Source organism: Flavobacterium cheongpyeongense, from assembly GCF_003202435.1.
GTDB lineage: Bacteria > Bacteroidota > Bacteroidia > Flavobacteriales > Flavobacteriaceae > Flavobacterium > Flavobacterium cheongpyeongense.
In genome coordinates, this window is sequence record NZ_QJHK01000008.1 from 23,511 (window position 1) to 45,198 (window position 21,688).

17 protein-coding genes are annotated in these 21,688 nt (G+C 34.4%); 5 read left to right on the plus strand and 12 right to left on the minus strand.

Going from position 1 to position 21,688, the window contains the following annotated elements:
• The first annotated feature begins 74 nt into the window (after nucleotides 1-74).
• Complete coding sequence (locus DMB65_RS10640) at nucleotides 75-1,190, plus strand: lactonase family protein (RefSeq protein ID WP_110306634.1); 1,116 nt, start codon at nucleotides 75-77, stop codon at nucleotides 1,188-1,190.
• A gap of 69 nt (nucleotides 1,191-1,259) precedes the next feature.
• Here the strand turns inward: DMB65_RS10640 and DMB65_RS10645 are convergent, their stop codons facing one another.
• The 4 genes from DMB65_RS10645 to DMB65_RS10660 all read right to left on the minus strand — a co-directional run bounded on the left by DMB65_RS10645 (nucleotide 1,260) and on the right by DMB65_RS10660 (nucleotide 6,038).
• Entirely contained in the window at nucleotides 1,260-2,612 is a 1,353-nt protein-coding gene (locus DMB65_RS10645) for a DEAD/DEAH box helicase (RefSeq protein ID WP_110306635.1), read from the minus strand.
• Nucleotides 2,613-2,919: 307 nt separating this feature from the next.
• Complete coding sequence (locus DMB65_RS10650; RefSeq protein ID WP_110306636.1) at nucleotides 2,920-3,684, minus strand: TIGR02757 family protein; 765 nt, start codon at nucleotides 3,682-3,684, stop codon at nucleotides 2,920-2,922.
• Entirely contained in the window at nucleotides 3,677-5,374 is a 1,698-nt protein-coding gene (locus DMB65_RS10655; protein WP_110306637.1) for an LIC_10190 family membrane protein, read from the minus strand. Before DMB65_RS10655 ends, DMB65_RS10650 begins: the two co-directional genes overlap by 8 nt.
• A 1-nt stretch (nucleotide 5,375) precedes the next feature.
• Nucleotides 5,376-6,038, minus strand: coding sequence for an ABC transporter ATP-binding protein (locus tag DMB65_RS10660; RefSeq protein WP_110306638.1), 663 nt, complete (start codon nucleotides 6,036-6,038; stop codon nucleotides 5,376-5,378).
• Nucleotides 6,039-6,489: 451 nt separating this feature from the next.
• On the opposite strand from DMB65_RS10660, the gene DMB65_RS10665 reads away from it, so the two are divergent.
• Together DMB65_RS10665 and DMB65_RS10670 are read left to right on the plus strand one after the other, a co-directional pair.
• Nucleotides 6,490-7,962 carry an OmpA family protein gene (locus DMB65_RS10665; RefSeq protein ID WP_110306639.1) on the plus strand — a complete coding sequence of 491 codons (1,473 nt, stop codon included), beginning with the start codon at nucleotides 6,490-6,492 and terminating at the stop codon, nucleotides 7,960-7,962.
• Between the two features lie 550 nt (nucleotides 7,963-8,512).
• Nucleotides 8,513-8,812, plus strand: a complete 300-nt coding sequence (locus DMB65_RS10670; protein WP_110306640.1) for a hypothetical protein — start codon at nucleotides 8,513-8,515, stop codon at nucleotides 8,810-8,812.
• Nucleotides 8,813-8,858: 46 nt separating this feature from the next.
• Here the strand turns inward: DMB65_RS10670 and DMB65_RS10675 are convergent, their stop codons facing one another.
• From DMB65_RS10675 to DMB65_RS10705, 7 genes are all read right to left on the minus strand, one after another.
• Complete coding sequence (locus DMB65_RS10675; RefSeq protein WP_230470648.1) at nucleotides 8,859-11,603, minus strand: T9SS type A sorting domain-containing protein; 2,745 nt, start codon at nucleotides 11,601-11,603, stop codon at nucleotides 8,859-8,861.
• A 429-nt stretch (nucleotides 11,604-12,032) separates the two neighbouring features.
• Entirely contained in the window at nucleotides 12,033-12,335 is a 303-nt protein-coding gene (locus DMB65_RS10680) for a DUF6787 family protein (protein WP_110306642.1), read from the minus strand.
• A 33-nt stretch (nucleotides 12,336-12,368) separates the two neighbouring features.
• Nucleotides 12,369-12,803: a DUF6146 family protein gene (locus tag DMB65_RS10685; protein WP_110306643.1), complete on the minus strand. Its 435-nt coding sequence runs from the start codon at nucleotides 12,801-12,803 to the stop codon at nucleotides 12,369-12,371.
• A 155-nt stretch (nucleotides 12,804-12,958) separates the two neighbouring features.
• Entirely contained in the window at nucleotides 12,959-13,519 is a 561-nt protein-coding gene (locus DMB65_RS10690) for a DUF937 domain-containing protein (protein WP_110306644.1), read from the minus strand.
• 107 nt (nucleotides 13,520-13,626) lie between these two features.
• Nucleotides 13,627-14,577 carry a D-2-hydroxyacid dehydrogenase gene (locus tag DMB65_RS10695; RefSeq protein ID WP_110306645.1) on the minus strand — a complete coding sequence of 317 codons (951 nt, stop codon included), beginning with the start codon at nucleotides 14,575-14,577 and terminating at the stop codon, nucleotides 13,627-13,629.
• A gap of 182 nt (nucleotides 14,578-14,759) precedes the next feature.
• Nucleotides 14,760-15,830, minus strand: coding sequence for a 3-phosphoserine/phosphohydroxythreonine transaminase (gene serC / locus DMB65_RS10700; protein ID WP_110306646.1), 1,071 nt, complete (start codon nucleotides 15,828-15,830; stop codon nucleotides 14,760-14,762).
• A 94-nt stretch (nucleotides 15,831-15,924) separates the two neighbouring features.
• Nucleotides 15,925-16,995 (minus strand): acyl-CoA reductase, encoded by a 1,071-nt coding sequence (locus DMB65_RS10705; RefSeq protein ID WP_110306647.1) that lies wholly within the window; start codon nucleotides 16,993-16,995, stop codon nucleotides 15,925-15,927.
• 137 nt (nucleotides 16,996-17,132) lie between these two features.
• On the opposite strand from DMB65_RS10705, the gene DMB65_RS10710 reads away from it, so the two are divergent.
• Together DMB65_RS10710 and DMB65_RS10715 are read left to right on the plus strand one after the other, a co-directional pair.
• On the plus strand, nucleotides 17,133-17,483 hold the full coding sequence (locus tag DMB65_RS10710) for a 4Fe-4S dicluster domain-containing protein (RefSeq protein ID WP_110306648.1): 351 nt from the start codon (nucleotides 17,133-17,135) through the stop codon (nucleotides 17,481-17,483).
• Nucleotides 17,484-17,634: 151 nt separating this feature from the next.
• A complete protein-coding gene (locus DMB65_RS10715) occupies nucleotides 17,635-18,798 on the plus strand; it encodes a hypothetical protein (RefSeq protein ID WP_110306649.1) in 1,164 nt (387 codons plus the stop codon).
• A gap of 59 nt (nucleotides 18,799-18,857) precedes the next feature.
• Here the strand turns inward: DMB65_RS10715 and DMB65_RS10720 are convergent, their stop codons facing one another.
• Nucleotides 18,858-21,602, minus strand: coding sequence for a TonB-dependent receptor (locus tag DMB65_RS10720; protein WP_110306650.1), 2,745 nt, complete (start codon nucleotides 21,600-21,602; stop codon nucleotides 18,858-18,860).
• Between the last annotated feature and the right edge of the window lie 86 nt (nucleotides 21,603-21,688).

Genomic DNA, 21,688 nt, shown 5'->3' on the forward strand with positions numbered 1-21,688 from the left:
TCATTTATAAGTGAAAGATCTGTAGTAAAAGATATTATTGCCTATTTTAGCTAATTCAAAAACCACTTTAAAATATGAAAAGAATGTATCTGATAGTATTCTCAGCTTTGGCAGTTACTACTTCAAAAGCTCAGAATAAATTTAATTTATTGGTAGGTACCTATACCAATACGTGCGAGAGCAAAGGGATTTATGTTTATGAATTTGATGTTAATTCTGGGGATTTTAAATTAAAAAACGCTACGGAGAATGTAGTAAGTCCAAGTTATTTATCAGTTTCTGCCGATAATAAATTTGTTTATGCCGTAAATGAGAATGGTAATCAAAGTACTGTAAGTGCTTTTAGTTACGATTCTAAAAGTGGTAAAATAAAATTAATAAATAAAAATGATGCTTTAGGTGCAGATCCCTGTCATTTGATCAATGATAGTAAAAATGTAATTATTGCTAATTATTCTGGAGGAAATATAGCTGTTTTCAAAAAAAATGCTGACGAAAGTATTACTGAAGGACAGCAATTAATTCAGCATGAAGGTAAAGGAACAAATGAAGCGCGTCAGGAAAAAGCACATGTACATATGGTTGCCTTTTCTCCGGATAAAAAATTTGTTTTAGCTAATGATTTAGGTTTAGATAAAGTTTTTATTTACCAATACAATCCGGGGGCGGCACATGAAATTTTAAAATTAAAAGGTTCGGTTGATGTTAAAAAAGGAAGTGGACCAAGACATTTGACTTTTAGTAAAGATGGAAAGTATGTGTATTTAATACAGGAATTGGATGGAACACTGACTACCTTTGCATACGATAAAACTAGGGGACTGAAGCTTTTGCTAAAAGAAACCAACATTATTCCGAAAGATTTTAAAGGAACAAACAGTTCTGCAGCAATTAAAATCTCGCCTGACGGTAAATTTTTATACGTTTCAGATCGTGGAGATTTAAATTCGATTACGGTTTATACTGTTTTAAAAGATGGAAGTATCAACAAAATAGAACAAGTGAGTACTCAGGGAAAAGGGCCAAGGGATTTTGCAATTGATCCAACGGGTAATTATCTTTTAGTAGGACATCAGTATACCAATGAAATTATTATATTTAAAAGAGATAAAACTACCGGAAAACTTACTGCAACAGGAAAGAAAATAGAATTATGTTCTCCGGTTGGATTGGTTTTTACGACGATTTAGGAAGTTTTCAGTCTCGGTCACAGTTTTCAGTTTCTAACAGACACTGAAAACTGTGACCGAAAACTGAGATTATTTATTACTGTCTTTTCTCTTTTTGTCTCTCGTTTTCAACATGTTCCGGTTAACAGAGCCATGGGTTTTCTTTTTGGTTTTGGATGGTCCTCCAAGATTGACTTTTTTGTTCTTTTTAGCTTTTTCATGAAAAGCACCATCGCCATCAAGTTTTACTTTTTTCATTAAAAACTTAATGGGTTGTTTGTCTTTTTCAGGTTCTATCAGTTTGGTTGAAATTTCCACTTCTTCAGGAAAATCAGCTATTTCAAGTTCAGTATTCATTAAAACTTCTGCTTCAATTTTAAATTCTTCCTCACGGGGTGTTACAAAACTTATAGCAGTCCCTGTTGCATCTGCACGTCCTGTACGACCAATCCTGTGCATATACAATTCAGGTTCTTCCGGAAGCTCGAAATTGATAACATGTGAGATATTAGAAATATCCAAACCTCTCGCCATAATATCAGTTGTGATTAGTCCTCGAAGGTTTCCTTCCTGAAATTCTGCCATTGTACTCAAACGATAATTTTGAGATTTATTGGAGTGAATAACACCAAACTGCCCTTCAAAATCTTCTTCGATTCGGGTATGAAGCATGTCTGAAATTTTCTTATTATTCACAAAAACTAAAACCCGTTCCATACTTTCGTTAGTTTCCAATAAATGTTTCAAAAGATTTACTTTCGTATTGAAATTCGGAACATTGTATGTAATTTGGGTAATATTTTCAAGTGGGGTTCCTGAAGCTGCAAGGGTAACTTCTTCAGGAAAATCAAAAAAGTCATTCAAAACAGCATCGACTTCATCTGTCATGGTTGCTGAGAATAAAATATTCTGACGTTTGGTTTTCATCATGGCCAGAAGAGCCGTCAATTGTGTACGGAAACCTAAGTTCAGCATTTCATCAAATTCGTCGATAACCAATTTTTGAGTTTCATCAAAACGGACTACAGCGTCAAGAGCCAAATCCATTGTTCTTCCGGGTGTTCCCACTAAAATATCGACTCCTTCGTAAACGGCTTTTTTTTGTGTATTGATATTTACTCCCCCAAAAATCCCAAGTGTACTCACCGACATGTATTTGGTTAGTTTTTCAACTTCTTCCACAACCTGAACCACTAATTCACGTGTTGGAACCAGAATTACAATTTTTGGTGTATTGGTGGGGGTAAATTTGTATAATTTTAAAAGAGGTAATAAATAAGCAAATGTTTTACCGGTACCGGTTTGCGCAATTCCCATCATATCGCGGCCTGACATGATCACAGAAAAAGATTTTTCCTGAATAGGAGTAGGGGTTACAAATCCTAATTCATCGATTGCTTTTTGTAATGATTTTGGAAGATTGAATTTTTCGAACGTACTCATTTGCCTTAATTTTTTTGCAAAGATAGCATTAAATCCCCTTATAACAGAGAAATAGTACTATCCCTTTGATATATGATGTGTTTAGGTGTTATAATTAGTTGCTGGTTGGGTTCAAATCCATGTTTTAAGTTTTTGCCCAAATAGTCTGCCATATTATTCCGGACAATATATTCCTATTGGGTAAGGTATTCTTTAGGACTTATGCCACTTCATTAAGTTCGAAAATCCCAAGTTCATTCCAGTTTTTTGTAAAATTCTGCCCCTTAGTTTTTAGAGATTGGAATTGTTAGTTTTTTTGTATTAAAGGTTAAAATCCTTCAAAAACTCCTAATCCGAATAATGCAAAGTCGTATTTCACAGGATCATTAGGGTCTAGTTTCCGTAGTTTTATGTCTAACTCGGCTAAAGCCTTTCCGTCATTTTGTTTTCTTGTCAGCAAACCTAATTTTCGGGCAACATTACCAGAATGTACATCAAGAGGACAGGATAGGGCAGCGGGAGAAATGGTTTTCCAAATACCAAGATCGACACCTTTTGAGTCCTGGCGGACCATCCATCGCAGATACATGTTGATGCGTTTTGCTGCAGAATTATTTAAAGGGTCAGAAATATGTTTTTCGGTTCTGGGTAGATGATCGGTTTCAAAAAATGTTTTTTTGAACTCTGAAATGCTTTTTTGTAGACTGTCTGCTTCCTGATTTTTAGCAAAAACAGCTTCTAAACCTTCATGATTTTTGTAAACATGCTGTAATCCTTTTATAAATCCGGCAAAATCCTTTCCGTTGAATGTACGATGTACGAAATTTTCTAATGCTTCTAAATGTGAGTCAGAATGCGACATTACAAAATCATAAGGCGAATTGCCCATCAAATTCATCATCTGATGTGCGTTTTTAATAATCATTTTGCGGTTTCCCCACGCAATTGTTGCGCTTAGAAATCCAGCAATTTCAACGTCTTCTTTTTTTGTAAAAAGATGCGGAATCTGTACGGGATCGCTTTCGATAAAATCAAGATTATTATACTGAATAACTTTTTCGTCAAGAAATTCTTTGAGTTCTGATTTATTCATTCTTTGAAAGTTTTTTGGAGAAAAATCCGTCTTTTAAATTGTTGGTACGCATTTGAGGTTTAACGTTGTAATAGGTCTCAAAATATTTTATTTGATCTTTGTTCACACAAGGTATTTCGCCGTCTCCCGTTCCCCAAAAAAAAGGAATATTGATTGGAGAACTGTATTTTAAATTACCATTTTTTATCATTTCAAAACGATCTTCAAATTTACTGTTCTTGTAAGGGAAAATGATTTGATTTACAGAAAATGTGCTATTGTTTTTCAGATGGGTATTCTTTGTAAAAAAGCTCAGGTCAAAAGTAAATATAGTAGGCAGCGTTAAAATTATTAAGGAGAAATACATTGAAAATACAATTTTTTTTTCAGTATTAATGTAAGAGGCAGCGATTAGAAAACTGAAAAATAATATGGCATTTATAAAAAACCGATACTGAGGAGAAGTAAAAAATAAAAATAGCAATTGTAAAAAAAGGATTATATATAAAATCCAAAATGACTTTTTATTAAAATATTTAAAGACAAAAACTGGGATTGACAGCAAAAGCAATAAAATTGTTTTATTGAAAAAGCCGTGTAAACCACGTCTGGAAAGCCATATTTTAGAGATTTCGAATACGTTTAGACTATTAAACTGATTTTCTGTTAATTCATAAGCAGCTCTTTTGGTCAGGCCATAATAAGTGTGAACCATTGAAGCCGGAATTTGAAAATCAAAAGAAAACAGATGGAATGTTAAAGGAAATAAAGGGTATCCGCTAATTATAGTATTTTTTATCAGAAAAAGGAATAAAACCATTATCCCTAATAGTAATGATTTTGTGAGTTTTGAAACTAATGCCTGATAATGTGCAGAAAATAGTGCTACAGGAATAAATATCAGGATAATCGCCGTCGTTTTTATAAACACAGCAAAGAAAACCAGTACTGCAATAAGATTAAATGTTTCTGGGCTTAGGTTTTTATAATTGTTTATAAACTTATAGAAAATAATTAAGGATAGGACATAAACAGGCAAATCCGGCGACGGTGTACTAATAAATGAGAAGAAAAAAATATTAGCAAAAGGTAAAAAACCAATTAGCAGATGATTAATCTTTTTGCTTTTAAAAAAAGAGTTAAGATGCAAAAAAGCATATACATTTCCCAATAAAAGACAAAAACCACTTAAATCATTAAATTTATTGTATAAAAAGGAAAAGTTAAAAACACTTTGCGTAATGTGCCATCCACTGGTTTGGGCTAGAAAAAAATGCAGGTTCGCAACACCTTCTACAAAGCCATATTTATTTATCCATTTTATGGTCTGAATATAATAAGATTCATTATCAATGATGAAGGGAATTGAAGCGCATTGAGCTAATATTAAAATACTGATAATGGATAATGCTGTTTTTAAAGAAATAGGTAAGCATAATAATTCATAAAAAAAAGATTTATAAATTGATTTGATACTATTTTTAAATTTTAAATAAATCCCAATATTCAGAATTAAGAAAATAATATGAAATTCAATATTAATTCTTTCGAAAATCGCCCAAAATCCTGCGAAAAGTGTAGTTGTGAAAAGCCCAAGAATTGAGAAAATAACAAAATTTGAATTCTTTAATCCTAAAATTTTATTTGTAAAAAAACCAATATTTATGGTTGTAAAACCAATATAAATCCAGCTTAAAAGAATTAAAAACATCTTAAGATATAATTTGCCCGTCCGACATTACCAATTTCCTGTCAGCCATATTAGCGAGTTCTTCATTATGGGTCACTATCACGAATGTTTGTCCAAATTCATCTCTAAGCTGAAAAAACAACTGATGTAAATTCTCTGCAGAATGGGTATCGAGATTTCCTGAAGGTTCATCGGCAAATATCACATCGGGTTTATTGATTAAAGCCCTTGCTACGGCAACACGCTGCTGTTCGCCACCGGAAAGTTCATTGGGCTTATGATGTATCCGGTGTGATAATCCTAAATATTCCAATAATTTTGTTGCTTCAGTTTCTGTTTCAGAAGGCTTTTTCCCTGCAATGTAAGCCGGAATGCAAACATTTTCAAGTGCAGTGAATTCGGGAAGAAGCTGGTGAAACTGAAAGATAAAACCTAAATTCAGGTTCCTGAATCTGGATAAGTTTTTGTCGTTGAGTTCTAAGATGTTTTGCCCGTTTATAGTCAGGGATGTCCCGAAGCCTTTTTCAGGTTTGTCTAAAGTTCCTAAAATGTGCAGTAAAGTGGTTTTTCCGGCACCGGAAGCACCTACAATTGAAACAATTTCTCCTTTTTGAATGTGTAAATCAACTCCTTTTAAAACTTCCAGCTGATCGTAGAATTTATGTATGCTTTTTGCGTGTATCATGTAGAAACTGTTTTTACAAAGAAACAAAGATTCTGCCGATATTAAAATGGGGTGTAACAGAATTTTAAGAACAATATTTGGTAACGAATTTTTGCGTTTTTTATTTACATTTTTTGAGTTATATAGTTAGTTTCCATTAGGAGGGTACAGCTTTTGCTAATTTCATAATCTAAAGTTTTATAATATTCTCTAAAACGGTTATCTATTTCAGTTTCTTTTAAAGTATTATAGTTTAAAGTGCTTTTTTTAGCTGTTTAGATCTAAAAATCATGTTGTTTAATTATAGGAGTCAATACATTTATATAAATAGATAACGTTAGAATCTGCAAAATGATCAATTCATTAACTCTAAATTAGTAAGTGAATAATATAACTTTTAAGAATAGTTATATAACAAAATTCGTCTGTTGTATCTCACCTTTATACCTAACAATTTTAATAAAAAATTTTTATGAAAAAATTATTATTTCTGTGTGCAGTTACCGCATTTACCTTTACTTCAAGGGCACAGACAGAAGATAAAAGATGGAATGTTGGGCTGCATGCAGGTGTTACTCAATATAATGGTGATTTAGGCAGGGACTGGTACAAAACTGATAATTCCATGTACGGTTTTGGGGGTATATCTGTTTCTAGATATTTAGGCAAATTATTCGACCTAAACTTATTGCTATCCAAAGGAACTATTGGTTATCATAATAACGAAGCTGCAAGTTTTAAATCTGATTTTAATGCAGCTTCTATTAACTTACGTTTCAATATCGTAGCACCAGAATATGTCATAAGACCTTATGTATTTGCTGGAGTTGGAGCGATTCTATTTGACAACCAGCTTAATTTTCATCAAGAAAAGTATGATTTTATGCTGCCATCAGCTGGTGGGGGTATCAACATTAGGCTTACTCCAGTCATAATGCTGAATCTGCAGGAAACATTCCTGTTTTCAAACCATGACGGACGTGATGGAATTGACAATGCCGATGGTAAAATGAATAAAAAAGATTCGTATGTAACTCATATGGCGGGGTTGACTTTCAATATGGGTAATTCTGTTGATACCGATCAAGATGGTGTATCAGATAAGAAGGATAATTGTCCAGATACACCAGCGGGAGTTGCTGTAGACAAAAAGGGCTGTCCACTGGATAAAGATGCCGATGGTGTTCCAGATTATTTGGACAATTGCCCCGATATTTCAGGTTCAAAAATGCTCAACGGCTGTCCTGACAAAGACAATGACGGAGTTGAAGATTCAAAAGACCAATGTCCAGACCAAGCAGGAACAGTTACACTCAATGGATGTCCTGATGCTGATGGAGATGGTGTAGCCGATAAGGATGATCAATGTGTCAACACTAAATCTGGTACCAAAGTGGATAGCAAAGGCTGCCCAATGGACAGCGATAAAGATGGTGTAACCGATGATATCGACCGTTGTCCAGATGTAGCTGGAGTTGTAGCACTCAAAGGCTGTCCTGATACTGACGGAGATGGTGTAGTAGATATAGATGATAAATGTCCGAATGCCAAAGGAACTCCTGCAAATAGTGGTTGTCCTGAAATTACTAAAGCCGATATTGTAAGAATAACTTATATTGGAAGTAAACTCTTTTTCGAAAACAATTCAGATAAATTAAAAGTAGCTTCACTTTCGCAATTGGATGAACTAACCCTAATCTTAAACAGAAATCAAGGAGCCAAATTAACCATTGAAGGACATACAGATAGCGTGGGTGCAGATGATTTTAATATGACTTTATCTCAAAAACGTTCCGATTCTGTAAAACAGTATTTGATAGGTAAAGGAATTGAAGAGGCTAGATTAACAGCCATTGGATTTGGAGAAACCAAACCTATTGCAGTAAATACCACTGCACTAGGCAAAGCCAAAAACCGTAGAGTTGAATTGAAAACTAATTATTAAATAGTTAAGATTACATTGTACTAAGAACTGGTTGTCAAGAAATTGGCAGCCAGTTTTTTTTTAGGGTAAAATATTCCGGACTTCATTACACGTATAAAGCAAACAATAAAAGTCCGCAATAAAAGTTCTTACTATAGGCAACAATTCATTCAGAACCAAATACAAAAAAACACAAACAGTAGCTTGTGTTTTTTGTATTTGTCGTTTGAATGAATAACAACTGATTTCTGTTCGGTTATAGTCCTTATAGATATTGGACTAAATCCGTTTCTATAGAAGAGATGGTCAAATTCATTCTCAGTTTAAACAAGCGTCTGTAAATCTTGATATTAGAAACGGAGTTGGTATTTTGTCAAATGGTAAAGTTGTTTTTGTGCTCGAAAAAAGTTAATTTTTATGATTTTGAGAACATTTCAAAATTTTAGAATGTTGGAATGCGTTATATCTCGACGGATTTGTTTCTCCTGCTTATCTTCTTTAAGACGATTGGATTCAAACAGATGGAAATTTTGGTGTACTATTTGCAGTAACAATAAAATAAAAAAATGAAATGGACAGACAAGAAACAATAATTATTAAAGATGGGAAAGTCAGAAAACTGCTTCTAGGTTTACTGTTTGACGGAATTGGAATGATTTCATTAAGTATTCCAGTTTTAGGTGAGTTTTCGGATGTGATTTGGGCACCAGTTGCAGCTTTTATTATGACCAGAATGTATAAAGGCAGAGTTGGGAGAACGGCAAGTATTTTAACTTTTGTTGAAGAAATTATTCCGTTTACAGATGTGATCCCATCCTTTACGATTACCTGGATTTATACGTATTTTTTTCAGAAACAAAAAGAATTATAAAAAAAATGGCAGCTACCCGGGCTGCCATTTCTCAAACTAAACTAACTTAATGAACAATAATCTTTCTTGTATGCAATACTTCTTTTGTTACGGGATCAGAAACCTTCAGAATAAAAAGACCTTTTGATTTCAAACTGATATTTTCCTGAGCTCTTCCTGATATGTTGCGTTTGATTATTTCTTTGCCCAGTATATCAAAGATTTTAAGTTCTGTATTGCTGCCGTCATTCTCCATCAAAACTGAAAACGAACCGTTGTTTGGAACAGGCCAGACTTTAAAAGTACTATCTTCTTTAACGTTTTTTTCTATTGATAAAGTAGAACTGTATCCACTAACAATATTAACTTTTCGGGTCATACTGGCTCCTTCATTATCCGTAACAGTAAAATCAAAAGAGCATAAACCTGTTGCAGTTGGTGTAAAATCTACGATATCTGCGTTAAGAGAAGCATTTCCATTTACTACATTCGAAACAGAATAGCTGACCCCACTTGTAAAACCTCTTGAAAGTTTCTGGATATTAATGCTGACTTTACTTCCGTCAGGGGAATCGTAATGAGGCAGGGACATCCATTGTAAATATGCATCTAAGTTGGTATAACCATCTAAATCATTATCAGCATTAGAATCAGAGAAATCACTGATACCTGAATTTAAATTAGTTCCTGTGATCGTTTCCCACCAGTCAGGTAATCCATCCTGATCCGTATCCCAATTGGCATTTCTGACAATTTCAGGATATGTTTCGTAGCCGCCAACATCCGATTCGTTATCAGGAAATCCAGGTTTATTGGTGACACTTCCTTTGTACGTATAAGTTCCGTTTAATGTTTCTGAGATCATTCTTTGGTCATGTTTATCAAAGTCCGGTTGAATACATCCAACATCTGAAAGTACTATTTTATAGGCAGTTTTTGCAGATTGTGTAGTTACGTATGAAGGGAAAAATGGAGTATTGACAAAATTATCGTAAGTATTAGTAGCCCCATTTTTATAAGTAGCTCTTCTTCCGATAGCCTGATTACTTTCGTCAAAATAACCCGGCATTACATTTCCATTAAAATAACAGCGCTGCATTCCTGTTCCAGCATTTTCGTTATCGGCACTAAATGCAACAAATATTTTAGAACCTGCTCCTGGTTTGTAATAGTTATTTACAAAATTCACTTCTTTGGTACCACCATCCGTTGTTCTGGAACCCCAGTTATAAACAACGTTATTGGTGATATCCATTCTGCCAGCATAAGCTCCACTGCCATCTAATCCGCCACCTAAACTCCAATTTCGACCATAATTGTGCACTAATAAGTTATGATGAAAACTGCCAATATCACCGCCTATTGTCGCCGCATAACCATGTTCAGTTCCAGCGGGATAATTTTCGTGTCCTGCAGCATTTAAGGCCTCAGAAATTAATGTTTTTTGTAATGTAATATTCTTTCCTGAACGGGAACTAAAAGCTTCATCAATGGTCCAGCTGATAGAGCAATGGTCTATGATACTATTATCGGCACCAGTTAGTCCCATACCATCAAAAGTTTGTCCGCCTCCTAATCTCACTCTTATGTTTTGAACTATAGCATCATTTCCTGTAATTCCCAGAGGAGCTTTACGAATACAGATTCCTTTTCCGGGAGCAGTTTGCCCCGCAATTGTTATGTAAGGCTGATTTGATACTAAACGAGATTCAAGCTGAATGATTCCAGATGTATTAAAAACAATAGTCCTTGGGCCTATATCATTAGTAATCGCTTCACGTAAGCTTCCAGGACCACTGTCATTAAGGTTGGTCACGGCTACTACTTTTCCGCCTCTTCCGCCACGGGCAAAGCGGCCATATCCTTCTGCACCTGGAAAAGCAAGCTGGGCAGGGCGAAAACGCCAAATATTGCCCTTTACTATTTCGTTATTTGCTAATACTTCATCAACCCTCCAATAGTATGTCTCACCTGTATATAATCCGTTTGCCTGGAAAGAAGTATTTGCTTTGAGTTGATTACCTTTAAATTCAGGTGAAGACGTATTAGCAGCTTCCAAGGCTGCTAAATTAGTGCCAAAATAGATATTATGTGATACAGCATTAATGGCAGATGTCCATGTTAATGTTTTATTGCCTGAACTTAATTCTACGTGTTCATCATTATGTTTAGGATCAGGATTTGTGGCCTGATTAAAAATATTAGGAGTGTTTAATTCAAATCCGTTTAGCATTACATTTTTGAAAGTTTCAGTACCTGATGTTTCTGCTGCGAAAAGGACAACAACATCAGTTCCCGAAATCGCCTCAAATGTTAAATATGCTGATTTTGCATCTGCTGTTTTATGAGCCCTGATAGTCGGAATCAAATTGTCAACGATCAGGTTTCCATCTATAGAAATATCAATTGGGCTAAAAGTATAAACCGGGCTATCGACTGCGTTTAAAAAAGCCATTAAAGTATGGGCTCCTGTTGGTAGCCCAGTAATTCGAAGTTCTATTTCTCCTCCCTCGTTTGCAGTTGTCCCTTTTACCGTTACACCATCGCAGACTAATCGGGCATAGTAGGGAGCCTGGATACCTGCTTTTTCCCAGTTAGTTCCTAAAATATCTCCTTTATCACCCACTCTCGTTATTGTAAATGTAACTCCGTTTTCAGTCTTGGTGGCGCTATTTGTAGTTACCACCCAGGAAGTATAGTCGGGTTCACCCACTTCTGTTGTTTGTCTGTTTGCCTGATCAAAATCAATTTTCACTACCGGACTCTGGGCAGAGATCTTTGCAGTAGACATTGTAAGGCAGACTATTGCCATTGCAAAAAATAATTTAAAAGTATTCTTTAACATCGATTGGTTGGTTTTAGTTAGTTTAGTAATGTAATCATTACTGTAAAGTTTTACAAAATGTTAAAAAAAACTATCCTGTTCCATCCTGTTCTGGTTTGATGTTTTGTTGATAAAAATCCTTACGTTGTGATATAATTTATGATAAAACTTAAATGCTTATTGACAGTATAATACTTTGCAGAAAATAAACTGAAAAGAGAAATGTTGTTTATAATAAATGATCCATTCTGTATGAAAAGCAAGAAAAGAACTACGTGAAGGTTGTGGGAAAATGCCAACTGTATTATCCCAATTATAATATTCAAAAGATTGGAATTTTTTTGGTATAAACTCCGGTATAAATATAAAAACAGGCTATTTTTATTCGCTATATTAAATACATAATCGGTATTATAATTAATTTTTGAAGAGAAATCCCAATCCCATACCCTTTAGCATTTTCTTTTCGAAGTTCCAAAAGAAACGAAACTGTCCAAAAATGGTTCCAATAGCAACCAATAGAACTTGGTAGATTGGGAAAATAATTATTAATCGTATAAGGGTAAACCAACCGCCGAAGTCTTCTTTGGTGATATGTAAAAATTCACAAAAAGGTCTGGACAGCCACGCAGATGCAGATCCGGTGATCGCAAAAACGATAAATATAATAACAAGCTGAAAATTTGAGGTAATGCCCCAACGTTGCTTTAATCTGTTCATTTTTTATTTGTAGTGATTACAAATATACTAACATTATCGTTGTGGTACATATCCGGCGAGCTTTTGTTTGTAAGTATTTTGAAAATAAATCATATAATTATAAATCAGGTAATTCACTTCGTAGCCATATCTAATGTGGGACTGATAGTCTATGGTCATTTCATATAAATTTGGATTGTACCGCTGGGGCTGCAGAACACGATTATTCCATTCTGTTACATAAACCTGATTTTTATTTTCCAGATACGTTAAGGAATAATAATTTCTGGGCAATGCCTGAGAAGAAAGCCAGAAACTAAATCCATTATCAATAATGATAACTTCATATTCTAAAGAATCATTCGCAATCCGGACTGTATCATTTACCGCTGTTGATTTTGGATTGTTTATTTCAGTACTATTCTTCGAAGATGTCGAACATGCAATAATCGTAAATAAGATTCCTAATAGGCAAACGAAATTTTTCATGACTTAAATTTGAACTTTAAATTTACAAAAAAAGGAGTGATGGCTTTTATTATTTAACATTTTACAACTACAGGAATAGCACTTACTTTTTTTAATCAATAAAAAAAGAGCTGTCAGTATTTCAATAAACAGCTCTTTTAAACATCTAAGTTTTATTATTTGCGGTTAAATAATTTACCAATGAATCCACCTATACCGCCATTGCTTTTAGCAACTTCAAGAACATCTGCTGTGTCGACCTTGCCATCTGCATTTTGATCTAAGCCAAATTGCATTCCGTATTTTGAAATAGTATCCATAATACCTGAAGCCTGACTGCTGTTTCCTGTCACTGCATTTATAATATCTGAAACCTGAAAGCTGTTATCGTTAGGGTCTTTTGCTTTATTTACTAAAGAATTTAAAATTTTAGGAATCATACTTCCGGCAACACTTGAAGAGGTATCATTACTTAAACCAAATTTTTCGCCAAGGCTCCCTGATAATTGTTGTGTCAGCTGTTGTACAACAGGATTCGAACTGTCAATAGATTTTCCCTGAAATAAGGTAGTTAATTGTTTACCGCCATCTTCTGATGCAATTTTTTGAAGTCCTGAAAAGATAGAATTCCCGGCTTCATTTATTACGCCTTCATTATGCTCATTCGGAATGGCACTGTTTTTTACAACAGCATCGTCTCCAAATTGTTGTACTAATTGGGTTAATTGTTCAAACATGATATTAAAGAATTAGGTTAGATTTATAACTCAAATTTAATCAAAAAACAAAAGGGGACTTATTAACAACATTAATAAATCCCCTTTTAAAGTATTTTAATTACAGATTAGCTCAGCAAAGTAATAATTTGTGAAGCCAATTCAGTACCAATTCTATCCTGAGCCTCACCTGTAGCAGCTCCGATATGGGGAGTCAAAGAGATTTTAGAATGCATTAAGATTGCCATTTCAGGTTTTGGTTCGCTTTCAAAAACGTCTAATCCTGCAAAAGAAACTTTTCCTGAATCCAAAGCTTTGATCAAAGCAACTTCGTCAATAACTCCTCCACGCGCACAGTTAACGATTCCAACACCATCTTTCATGATTTCGAATTCTTTCTCACCAATGATATAACCATCCTGAGCAGGAACGTGTAAAGTAATAAAATCAGATTCTTTTAATAAAGACTCTAAAGACTGAGGGACGATAGTAGTTGTAATAGACTGACCATCAAAAAACTCAACTTTTACATCTACAGACGGAATAAATCCATCAGCAGCAATAACTTTCATACCTAAACCAAGAGCCATTTTAGCAGTTGCCTGACCAATACGGCCAATACCTACGATACCTAATGTTTTTCCTCTTAATTCAGTTCCGTTTGCGTAAGCTTTTTTCAAACCGTCGAAGTTTGAATCACCTTCCAAAGGCATATTTCTGTTTGAGTCATGTAAAAAACGAACACCAGAAAGTAAGTGTCCAAATACTAATTCAGCAACTGATTCTGAAGAAGAAGCAGGAGTGTTGATTACATGAATTCCTTTGCTTTTAGCATAATCAACATCGATATTGTCCATACCAACACCACCTCGTCCGATAATTTTAATACCAGGGCAGGCATCGATAATATCTTTGCGAACTTTGGTTGCGCTACGAACCAAAATTACATCGACATTATTTTCATTGATAAAGTTAGCAACTTGTTCCTGTGCTACTTTTGTAGTGATAACTTCAAATCCACCTTTTTCTAAAGCTAGAATTCCACTTTTAGAAATTCCGTCATTGGCTAATACTTTCATTTTATTTTATGTCTTTTGCGAGGATGAAGCAATCTCGTCCTCAATATTAATTTTTTCTTTTTTATTTAGAAGCTAATCCCGCTATCCGCTACAATCTTTTATGTTTTTAAAGAAAAAACACAAAAGGATTTTCACTGCTATCGGGGCTAAGGTTCCGGTATTCAATTGATATTTTTCGGGAACTAAACTTTAGTTTCCAAAGCTTTCATTACATCTACCAAAACCTGTACACTTTCGATTGGCATAGCATTGTAAATTGAAGCTCTGTAACCTCCTACAGAACGGTGTCCAGGCAAACCTGAAATTCCGGCTTCTTTCCACAATTTATCAAATGTTTCTGTATGTTCAGCGTTTGTAAGAAGGAAAGTAACATTCATGTTAGAACGATCTTCAACATTTGCAGCCCCTTTAAATAATGGGTTTCTGTCTATCTCATTATAAAGTAACGCTGCTTTTGCATTATTTAACTTTTCAACAGCTGCAACACCGCCTTTTTCTTTAATCCATTGTAAGGTCAACAGAGAAACATATACTGCAAATACAGAAGGAGTGTTGTACATACTTTCTGCTTTGATGTGTTTTGTATAGTCCAGCATACTCGGAATTACTCTTCCGTTTTTACCTAAAATATCTTCTTTTATAACTACTAAAGTTGCTCCTGCAGGCCCCATATTTTTTTGAGCTCCGGCATAGATTAAGTCAAATTTAGAGAAGTCTAATTCACGTGAAAAAATATCAGAACTCATATCACATACAACAGGAATGTTGGTTGCCGGGAATTCTTTCATTTGAGTTCCAAAAATGGTATTGTTGCTTGTGCAGTGAAAATAATCTGCATCAGCCGGTATTTCATATCCTTTTGGAATATAAGTGTAATTGTCATCTTTCGAAGATCCTACGATAACGGTCTCTCCAAAAAGTTTAGCTTCTTTGATGGCTGCTGTCGCCCATGTTCCTGAATCTAAATAAGCTGCTTTTCCGTTTTCTTTCATCAGGTTGTATGGAGCCATTAAAAATGCGGTGCTTGCTCCGCCTTGTAAAAATAAAGCCTGATAACCTTTGCCGGTAAGGCCTAATAGCTCTAAAGCCAATGCACGGGCTTCATCCATAACTGCAACGAAATCTTTGCTTCGGTGCGAAATTTCAAGAATTGATAATCCTGAATTATTAAAATCTAAAACTGCTTTTGATGCTTTTTCAAAAACTTCCTGAGGTAAAATACTTGGTCCTGCGCTGTAGTTGTGTTTTTTCATGGTATAGTTAAAAGTCCAAATTTTAAAAACGCAAATTTCGGGAATACAAGCCGAAAAAGCGTTAAATTATTCGCAATAATTATAATTTTTTAACCTATGTTATTAACAAAAACGATATAGTATCGATGTTGTCTGCGTAATCCCATAATTGTGGAGTCTGTGTTTTGCCGAAAGAAATACTGTTTTTAATCAGATTATTGCTTACAATGCATTGAATCTGCTCAGCTTCAGCTTCGAGACGGTTTTGCAAATCTTCTATCTTTTCGTAAAATTCATAAAACACACTCGAAATAGGAGAAGCATAACTGGAATCTTCTTTGATTGTTAAGAATCCATTGTCCAGCAATTTAAAATTACTCATTAAAAAAACGGCTTTGTTGTAATCGTAATTATTAGCATATTTTTCATAATGAATCACATCCTGATATTTAAAAATGGCTTCAAAAAAAGCATCAAATTTGTAATCTGCTGGAACGAAAAGTTTTGAAACATTTCGGCATCCTAAACCAAAGTACCGAAAAATATCCTCGCCTAAAGCTTCTAAATCTTCTTTCGTTTCCTGACCATTTAAAACCGCAACTGAATTTCTGTTTTTACGAATAATCGAAGGCTTGTCTTTAAAATAATATTCAAAATAACGGGCAGTATTGTTACTTCCGGTGGCAATTACAGCATCAAAATTTTCTAATTTGCCTTCCGCAAAAGTTATTTTGTCTTTTAGTGTTTCATCAATAAAAATTAAGTATTTGGCCAAAAACGGCAATAAATGCTGGTCATTTGATGATGTTTTTATTAAAGCCTTATTTCCCGTAATTAAAACACATATAAAATCGTGAAATCCTACCAATGGAATATTTCCTGCTAAGATTAAAGCTACTGTTTTCTCGTTTGTATTGTTTTGGGCAAAATCAGTAGAATAGCGAGAAAGCCATTTGTCAATATTCTCTTCTGTCAACGCATCTGCCCATGATTTTACTGAAAAGTAAACCTGCTCAGGAGTATACCAGCCATTATGTGATTGCGAAAGTTGTATAAGATTTATAAAATCATCAAAAAACAAGTCATTACCTGAAACCGACTCATTTCGAGTGTTTTTTTCTTCTGAAAACTGACTCAAAAACCGTCCAAGCGCTATAAAAGATTGTTTTTTTTTGTTTTGTAACATAACTAATTTGTTTATGAAAGGTTTTGATTGTAATTTTGCACAAAAATAAGCTATATTAAGTTATAAGGCAAAGCAGATGAAAATGTTTGACATTTTTTGTAAAATCTTATAATTTTTAACTCATAACCAAGAATAAAATGGCAATAATTATAACTGACGAATGCATTAATTGTGGAGCTTGTGAACCAGAGTGCCCAAATACAGCAATTTATGAAGGAGCTGATGACTGGAGATATAAAGACGGAACAAAACTTTCAGGAAAAGTAATTTTACCAGACGGAACAGAAGTTGACGCAGATGATGCCCAGACACCAATTTCAGATGAGGTATATTATATTGTACCCGGAAAATGTACAGAGTGTAAAGGTTTCCATGACGAGCCTCAATGTGCCGCTGTATGTCCTGTTGATTGCTGTGTACCAGATGATAACCACGTAGAAGATGAAGAAACTTTGTTAAACAGACAAGCGTTTCTACACGGTGAATAATATTTGAAATTATAATATCGGAAATCCTGAGTGTTGAACTTAGGATTTTTTTTTTGTACTTAAAACATTTAATTTATTGCATATTGTGCTGGTTTGTAATGTTTTATTTTTGTTAAATTTGGCAATAATTTTTGTATTTTAATAATGGCTCATGAAAAGATTAATACTTTTATTTATTCTGTTATTTAGCTTTGGTGTTTTTGCACAAAGCACCGAATATTCTATTGTTATAAAAGATATAGAAACACTTTTACCTATAGAAAATGCGACGGTTTATATCATGAAAACCAGGCAGACTTTGATAACGAACAAAGAGGGTAAAGTGACTTTTGAATTAAATGGCGCTTCAAATGTTCAGGTGTCTGAAACAAACTATGAAAAATTGACGCTTCGTTGGGCAGCTCTAAAGGAAGATCAATTTGTAGTCTATCTAAAAAACAGCCATAATAAACTTGATGAGATTGTGGTGTCAAATGAAAATCCTCAAAAAACACTTCAAAAAATTGTTGCTAATTCAAGGCAAAAATTAGCCGCTTCGTACCGTTTAAAAGTATATGTGCGAGAGTTTTTTTTGTTAAACAACAAATACTCTTATTATAATGACGGACTAGTAAATTTTCAGTTTTCTGTTAGTCAAAAAAAAGCAACTACCACATTACTTGTAGAACAAAACAGGTCCTATGGCTTATTGGAAGCCGATATTAGTGCAGATTTGATGGGTTATAATCTGAATAATATCATGGAAAATTATTCCAATTTAAAGTATTTCGATGTTCTTTTGGATTCAAAAACAAAAAAAGAATATAGCTTTACAACCAAGGGACATCCTAATAATAGTGGTTATTATATAATGTCTGTATCGCCCTTAGATAATTCAAAAACGGCTTTGGATACTTATGAAATAATTTATGATCCTGAAAAAAAACTGATTGTAGAATTTAGTGTTATCATAGTACCGGCCAATCTTGCTCAAATTCAGGAGAATGAACAAATTGGTTCTAAGAATATTACAGGCTCATCTGTAAGGGTTAGTTACAGGATAGATGGTCTGGACTATTATTTATTGACTGCAAATGAAGAGATAGGGTATGATTTGGTTTTGAAAGAGGAGATAAAAAATATTCAGGTGCGTAATAGTTTTATAACGACGAATTTCAACAGACAAAATTTTACGTATAAAGAAAGTGATGTTTTTAAGGAAAAATCACTTTTTAATAAAAAGAATAAAATCCTGACTAAATATTGGGATATTTCCGGATTTACAGCTACAGATGAAGAAAAAGCACTTATAGATGCACTCGAATTCAAGCTTTAATTTTGAAAATATACAAAAAATCCTGAGCAAAAACTCAGGATTTTTTTGTGTATCATCAATTAAAAATTAAATCCAAGTCTCGCATAGTAATAGGCTCCATTGAAACCCATTTGTACAGCATCCCAGTAGCCACCAGCCTCAACCCAGTCATCTTGTTGGTCAGGATAAATGTTTAATAAGTTATTGGCTCCTATACTAATTTTTGTTGATTTTGAAAGTTGGAATCCTAAAGTCAGGTCGGTTACAATTTTGGCTCCATAAGTATCTGTTGCGGCTTTCTTTTGATTTGCAAATACCTGCTCATCAGTTTCAGAAGCGTCTGTTCTGTAATCTTCGGGATCTTCATCCATTTGATAATCTAATAATTTTACTTCGCTAAATCTGGTAAATGCCAATCCGGCATCAAACCATTTTCTGCCGTAATTTAGGTTCAGTCCAAATTTATTAGGTGGTGCAGAAGCAAGTAAAAAGGCTTTATCCCGCTCTCCAAAGAATGTTTTTTCTTCTAAATTGCCATTTTTTACTTTGTCAATCTTCATATCATTGATGTTTCCAACTAAGGTTGCGCCAAATCTGTTTTCGTTAATTGTTTTTTTCCATGCTAAAACTACATCTAGTCCGGTTGTTTTAGTATCTACACCATTTACGAAAAACTGTGCCTTGTCAACACCAAGGTTAAATTGAGTTGCATCAAAATAGCCTGTCAACACAATTCTGTCTTTTACATGAATCAAATAGCCGTCAACGGTTGCTGTAAAATCGCCAAAATTGGCAGTTAAACCTAAAGAACCATTAACAGCTTTTTCTTCGTTTAAGTTATTAATACCAAAAGCTTTTGTTACGGGGCTGTTGTTTGGAGAGAGTAATACTTCTGTTGCACCTGCGGAACTAAAGTTGGTAAAACGTAAATTATAATAAATTTGTGCTAATGATGGGGCACGAAAACCTGTACTGACAGAACCTCTTAAGTTGATATTGTCAGTAAGTTTAAGTCTTGATGCTAATTTTCCGTTTACAGTACTGCCAAAATCGCTGTAATTTTCAAAACGTACAGCAGTACTCAACATAAATGCTTCACTAATATCTAATTCTGCATCTGCATATAAAGAAAGATTCGTACGGCTTTTGTCAATAGCATTTTTTGGGCTGTATCCCGGGAATCCCTGTGAACCTCCGGGGCGTGGTACCATTAAAGGGTTTGTGGATGAAGTAGGTTCGTTAGGATCGTAATCTGGATTATCAGTCATTGGAGGACTTTGTGTTAATGGATCGGTAATGGGTTTTCCATTTGTATCATAAGTAGTGTAAGAACCTTCTTCGCCTGCGAAAATATTGAATTTTTCTGTTCTGAATTCTGCCCCAAACGCAAGATTTAGACCACTCATTACAGAATCATAATTTTTAGAAATATCAAAATTAGTTGTATTTTGAGTCAGGCTGTGTCCGCCCGCATCAAATTCCGTTGGAGAAGCTGTCAGTAATGAAGCGTTGATTGTTCCTTTTACATAATAATGAAATAAATTTTTTCCAAAGGTATTACTCAGGTCAATTTTCCATCCTCCTGAGGTTTGAGTCCTAAATCCTGCAGCAAATGAATTGTCGATAATATTTGAAGTGATTCTTGGTGTATAACCTCCGGGATAAATTTCTTCTACAACACGTGGACCGCTATTTCGGGTAAAAGCATAGGCATCAGTATCTCTGAAATTTCTTCCACCAAAAGCATAAAATTCTGTTTTTTCAGATATAGGAATTGATAAATTTCCAAATAAGTTAAAACTCTGAATTTCTGCTTCTCCAAATCCTTTTCTAAAATCAAAGCCCGGACGGAGTGTTTTGTTTTTATTTAAATATTCTGTAGAAAAATTAGCATAACCACCTTTTTCGCCAATTGCAACCCCATAATTAGCTGCCACTTTTACTGATCCGCCGTCAAAAGCCTGATCTTTTCCGAATGTATTTCCATTACCATTTTTATCTAAACGATAGCCATCAGTATTGGCAGTTCCTTCAGGGAAATCACCCTTTGCGTTGGTATTGAATGCGCCATAAGTAACTGATCCTGTAAATGTGTCAACATTGTCATTTAAAACAATATTGATGACCCCGGCAATAGCATCAGAACCATATTGTGCTGCAGCACCGTCTCTTAAAATTTCAATTCTTTTGATAGAAGCGGCCGGAATTGCATTCAAATCCGTTCCGGTATTTCCACGTCCACGAGTTCCAAATAGATTGATAAGCGATGACTGATGTCTTCTTTTGCCGTTAATTAAAACCAAAGTCTGATCTGGTCCCATCCCTCGTAAAGAGGCAGGATCGACGTGGTCAGCACCATCAGAGCCGGATTGTTTATTAGCGTTAAATGACGGAGCGACATATTGCAATAATTCATTAATTTCTATTTTTCCGCTTTGTGTCGTAACATCCTTTACATTAATTACATCAATAGGAACGGCAGAATTTACAACAGTCCTTTTAGTGTTTCTGGAACCTACAACTACAACATCATTTAGTATCTGACCATCACTTTCATCTAAAACAATATTTAGGTTATTTCCTGAAACTACTTTTTCTACAGTTGAAAATCCGACATAGCTAAAAACTAAAACGGTACCTTCTTTTACTTGGATGATATATTTTCCTTCAAAATCGGTAGAAACGCCGTTTGAGGTCCCTTTTTCAAGAATATTTACACCTGGCAGGGGATTACCTGTTTTGTCTTTGACGACACCCGTGACTTCTTTTTGAGCAAAAAGAAAAGCTGTGTTCAGCAGAAATAAAAATAATGCAATCTTTTTCATGGTTTTTGGTTTATTGGTTTGTTTTTTATTGTTGTTTTGTATAAAATTACATTTTTTTTAACAAAATACCGGTTAAAAGTTTAAAA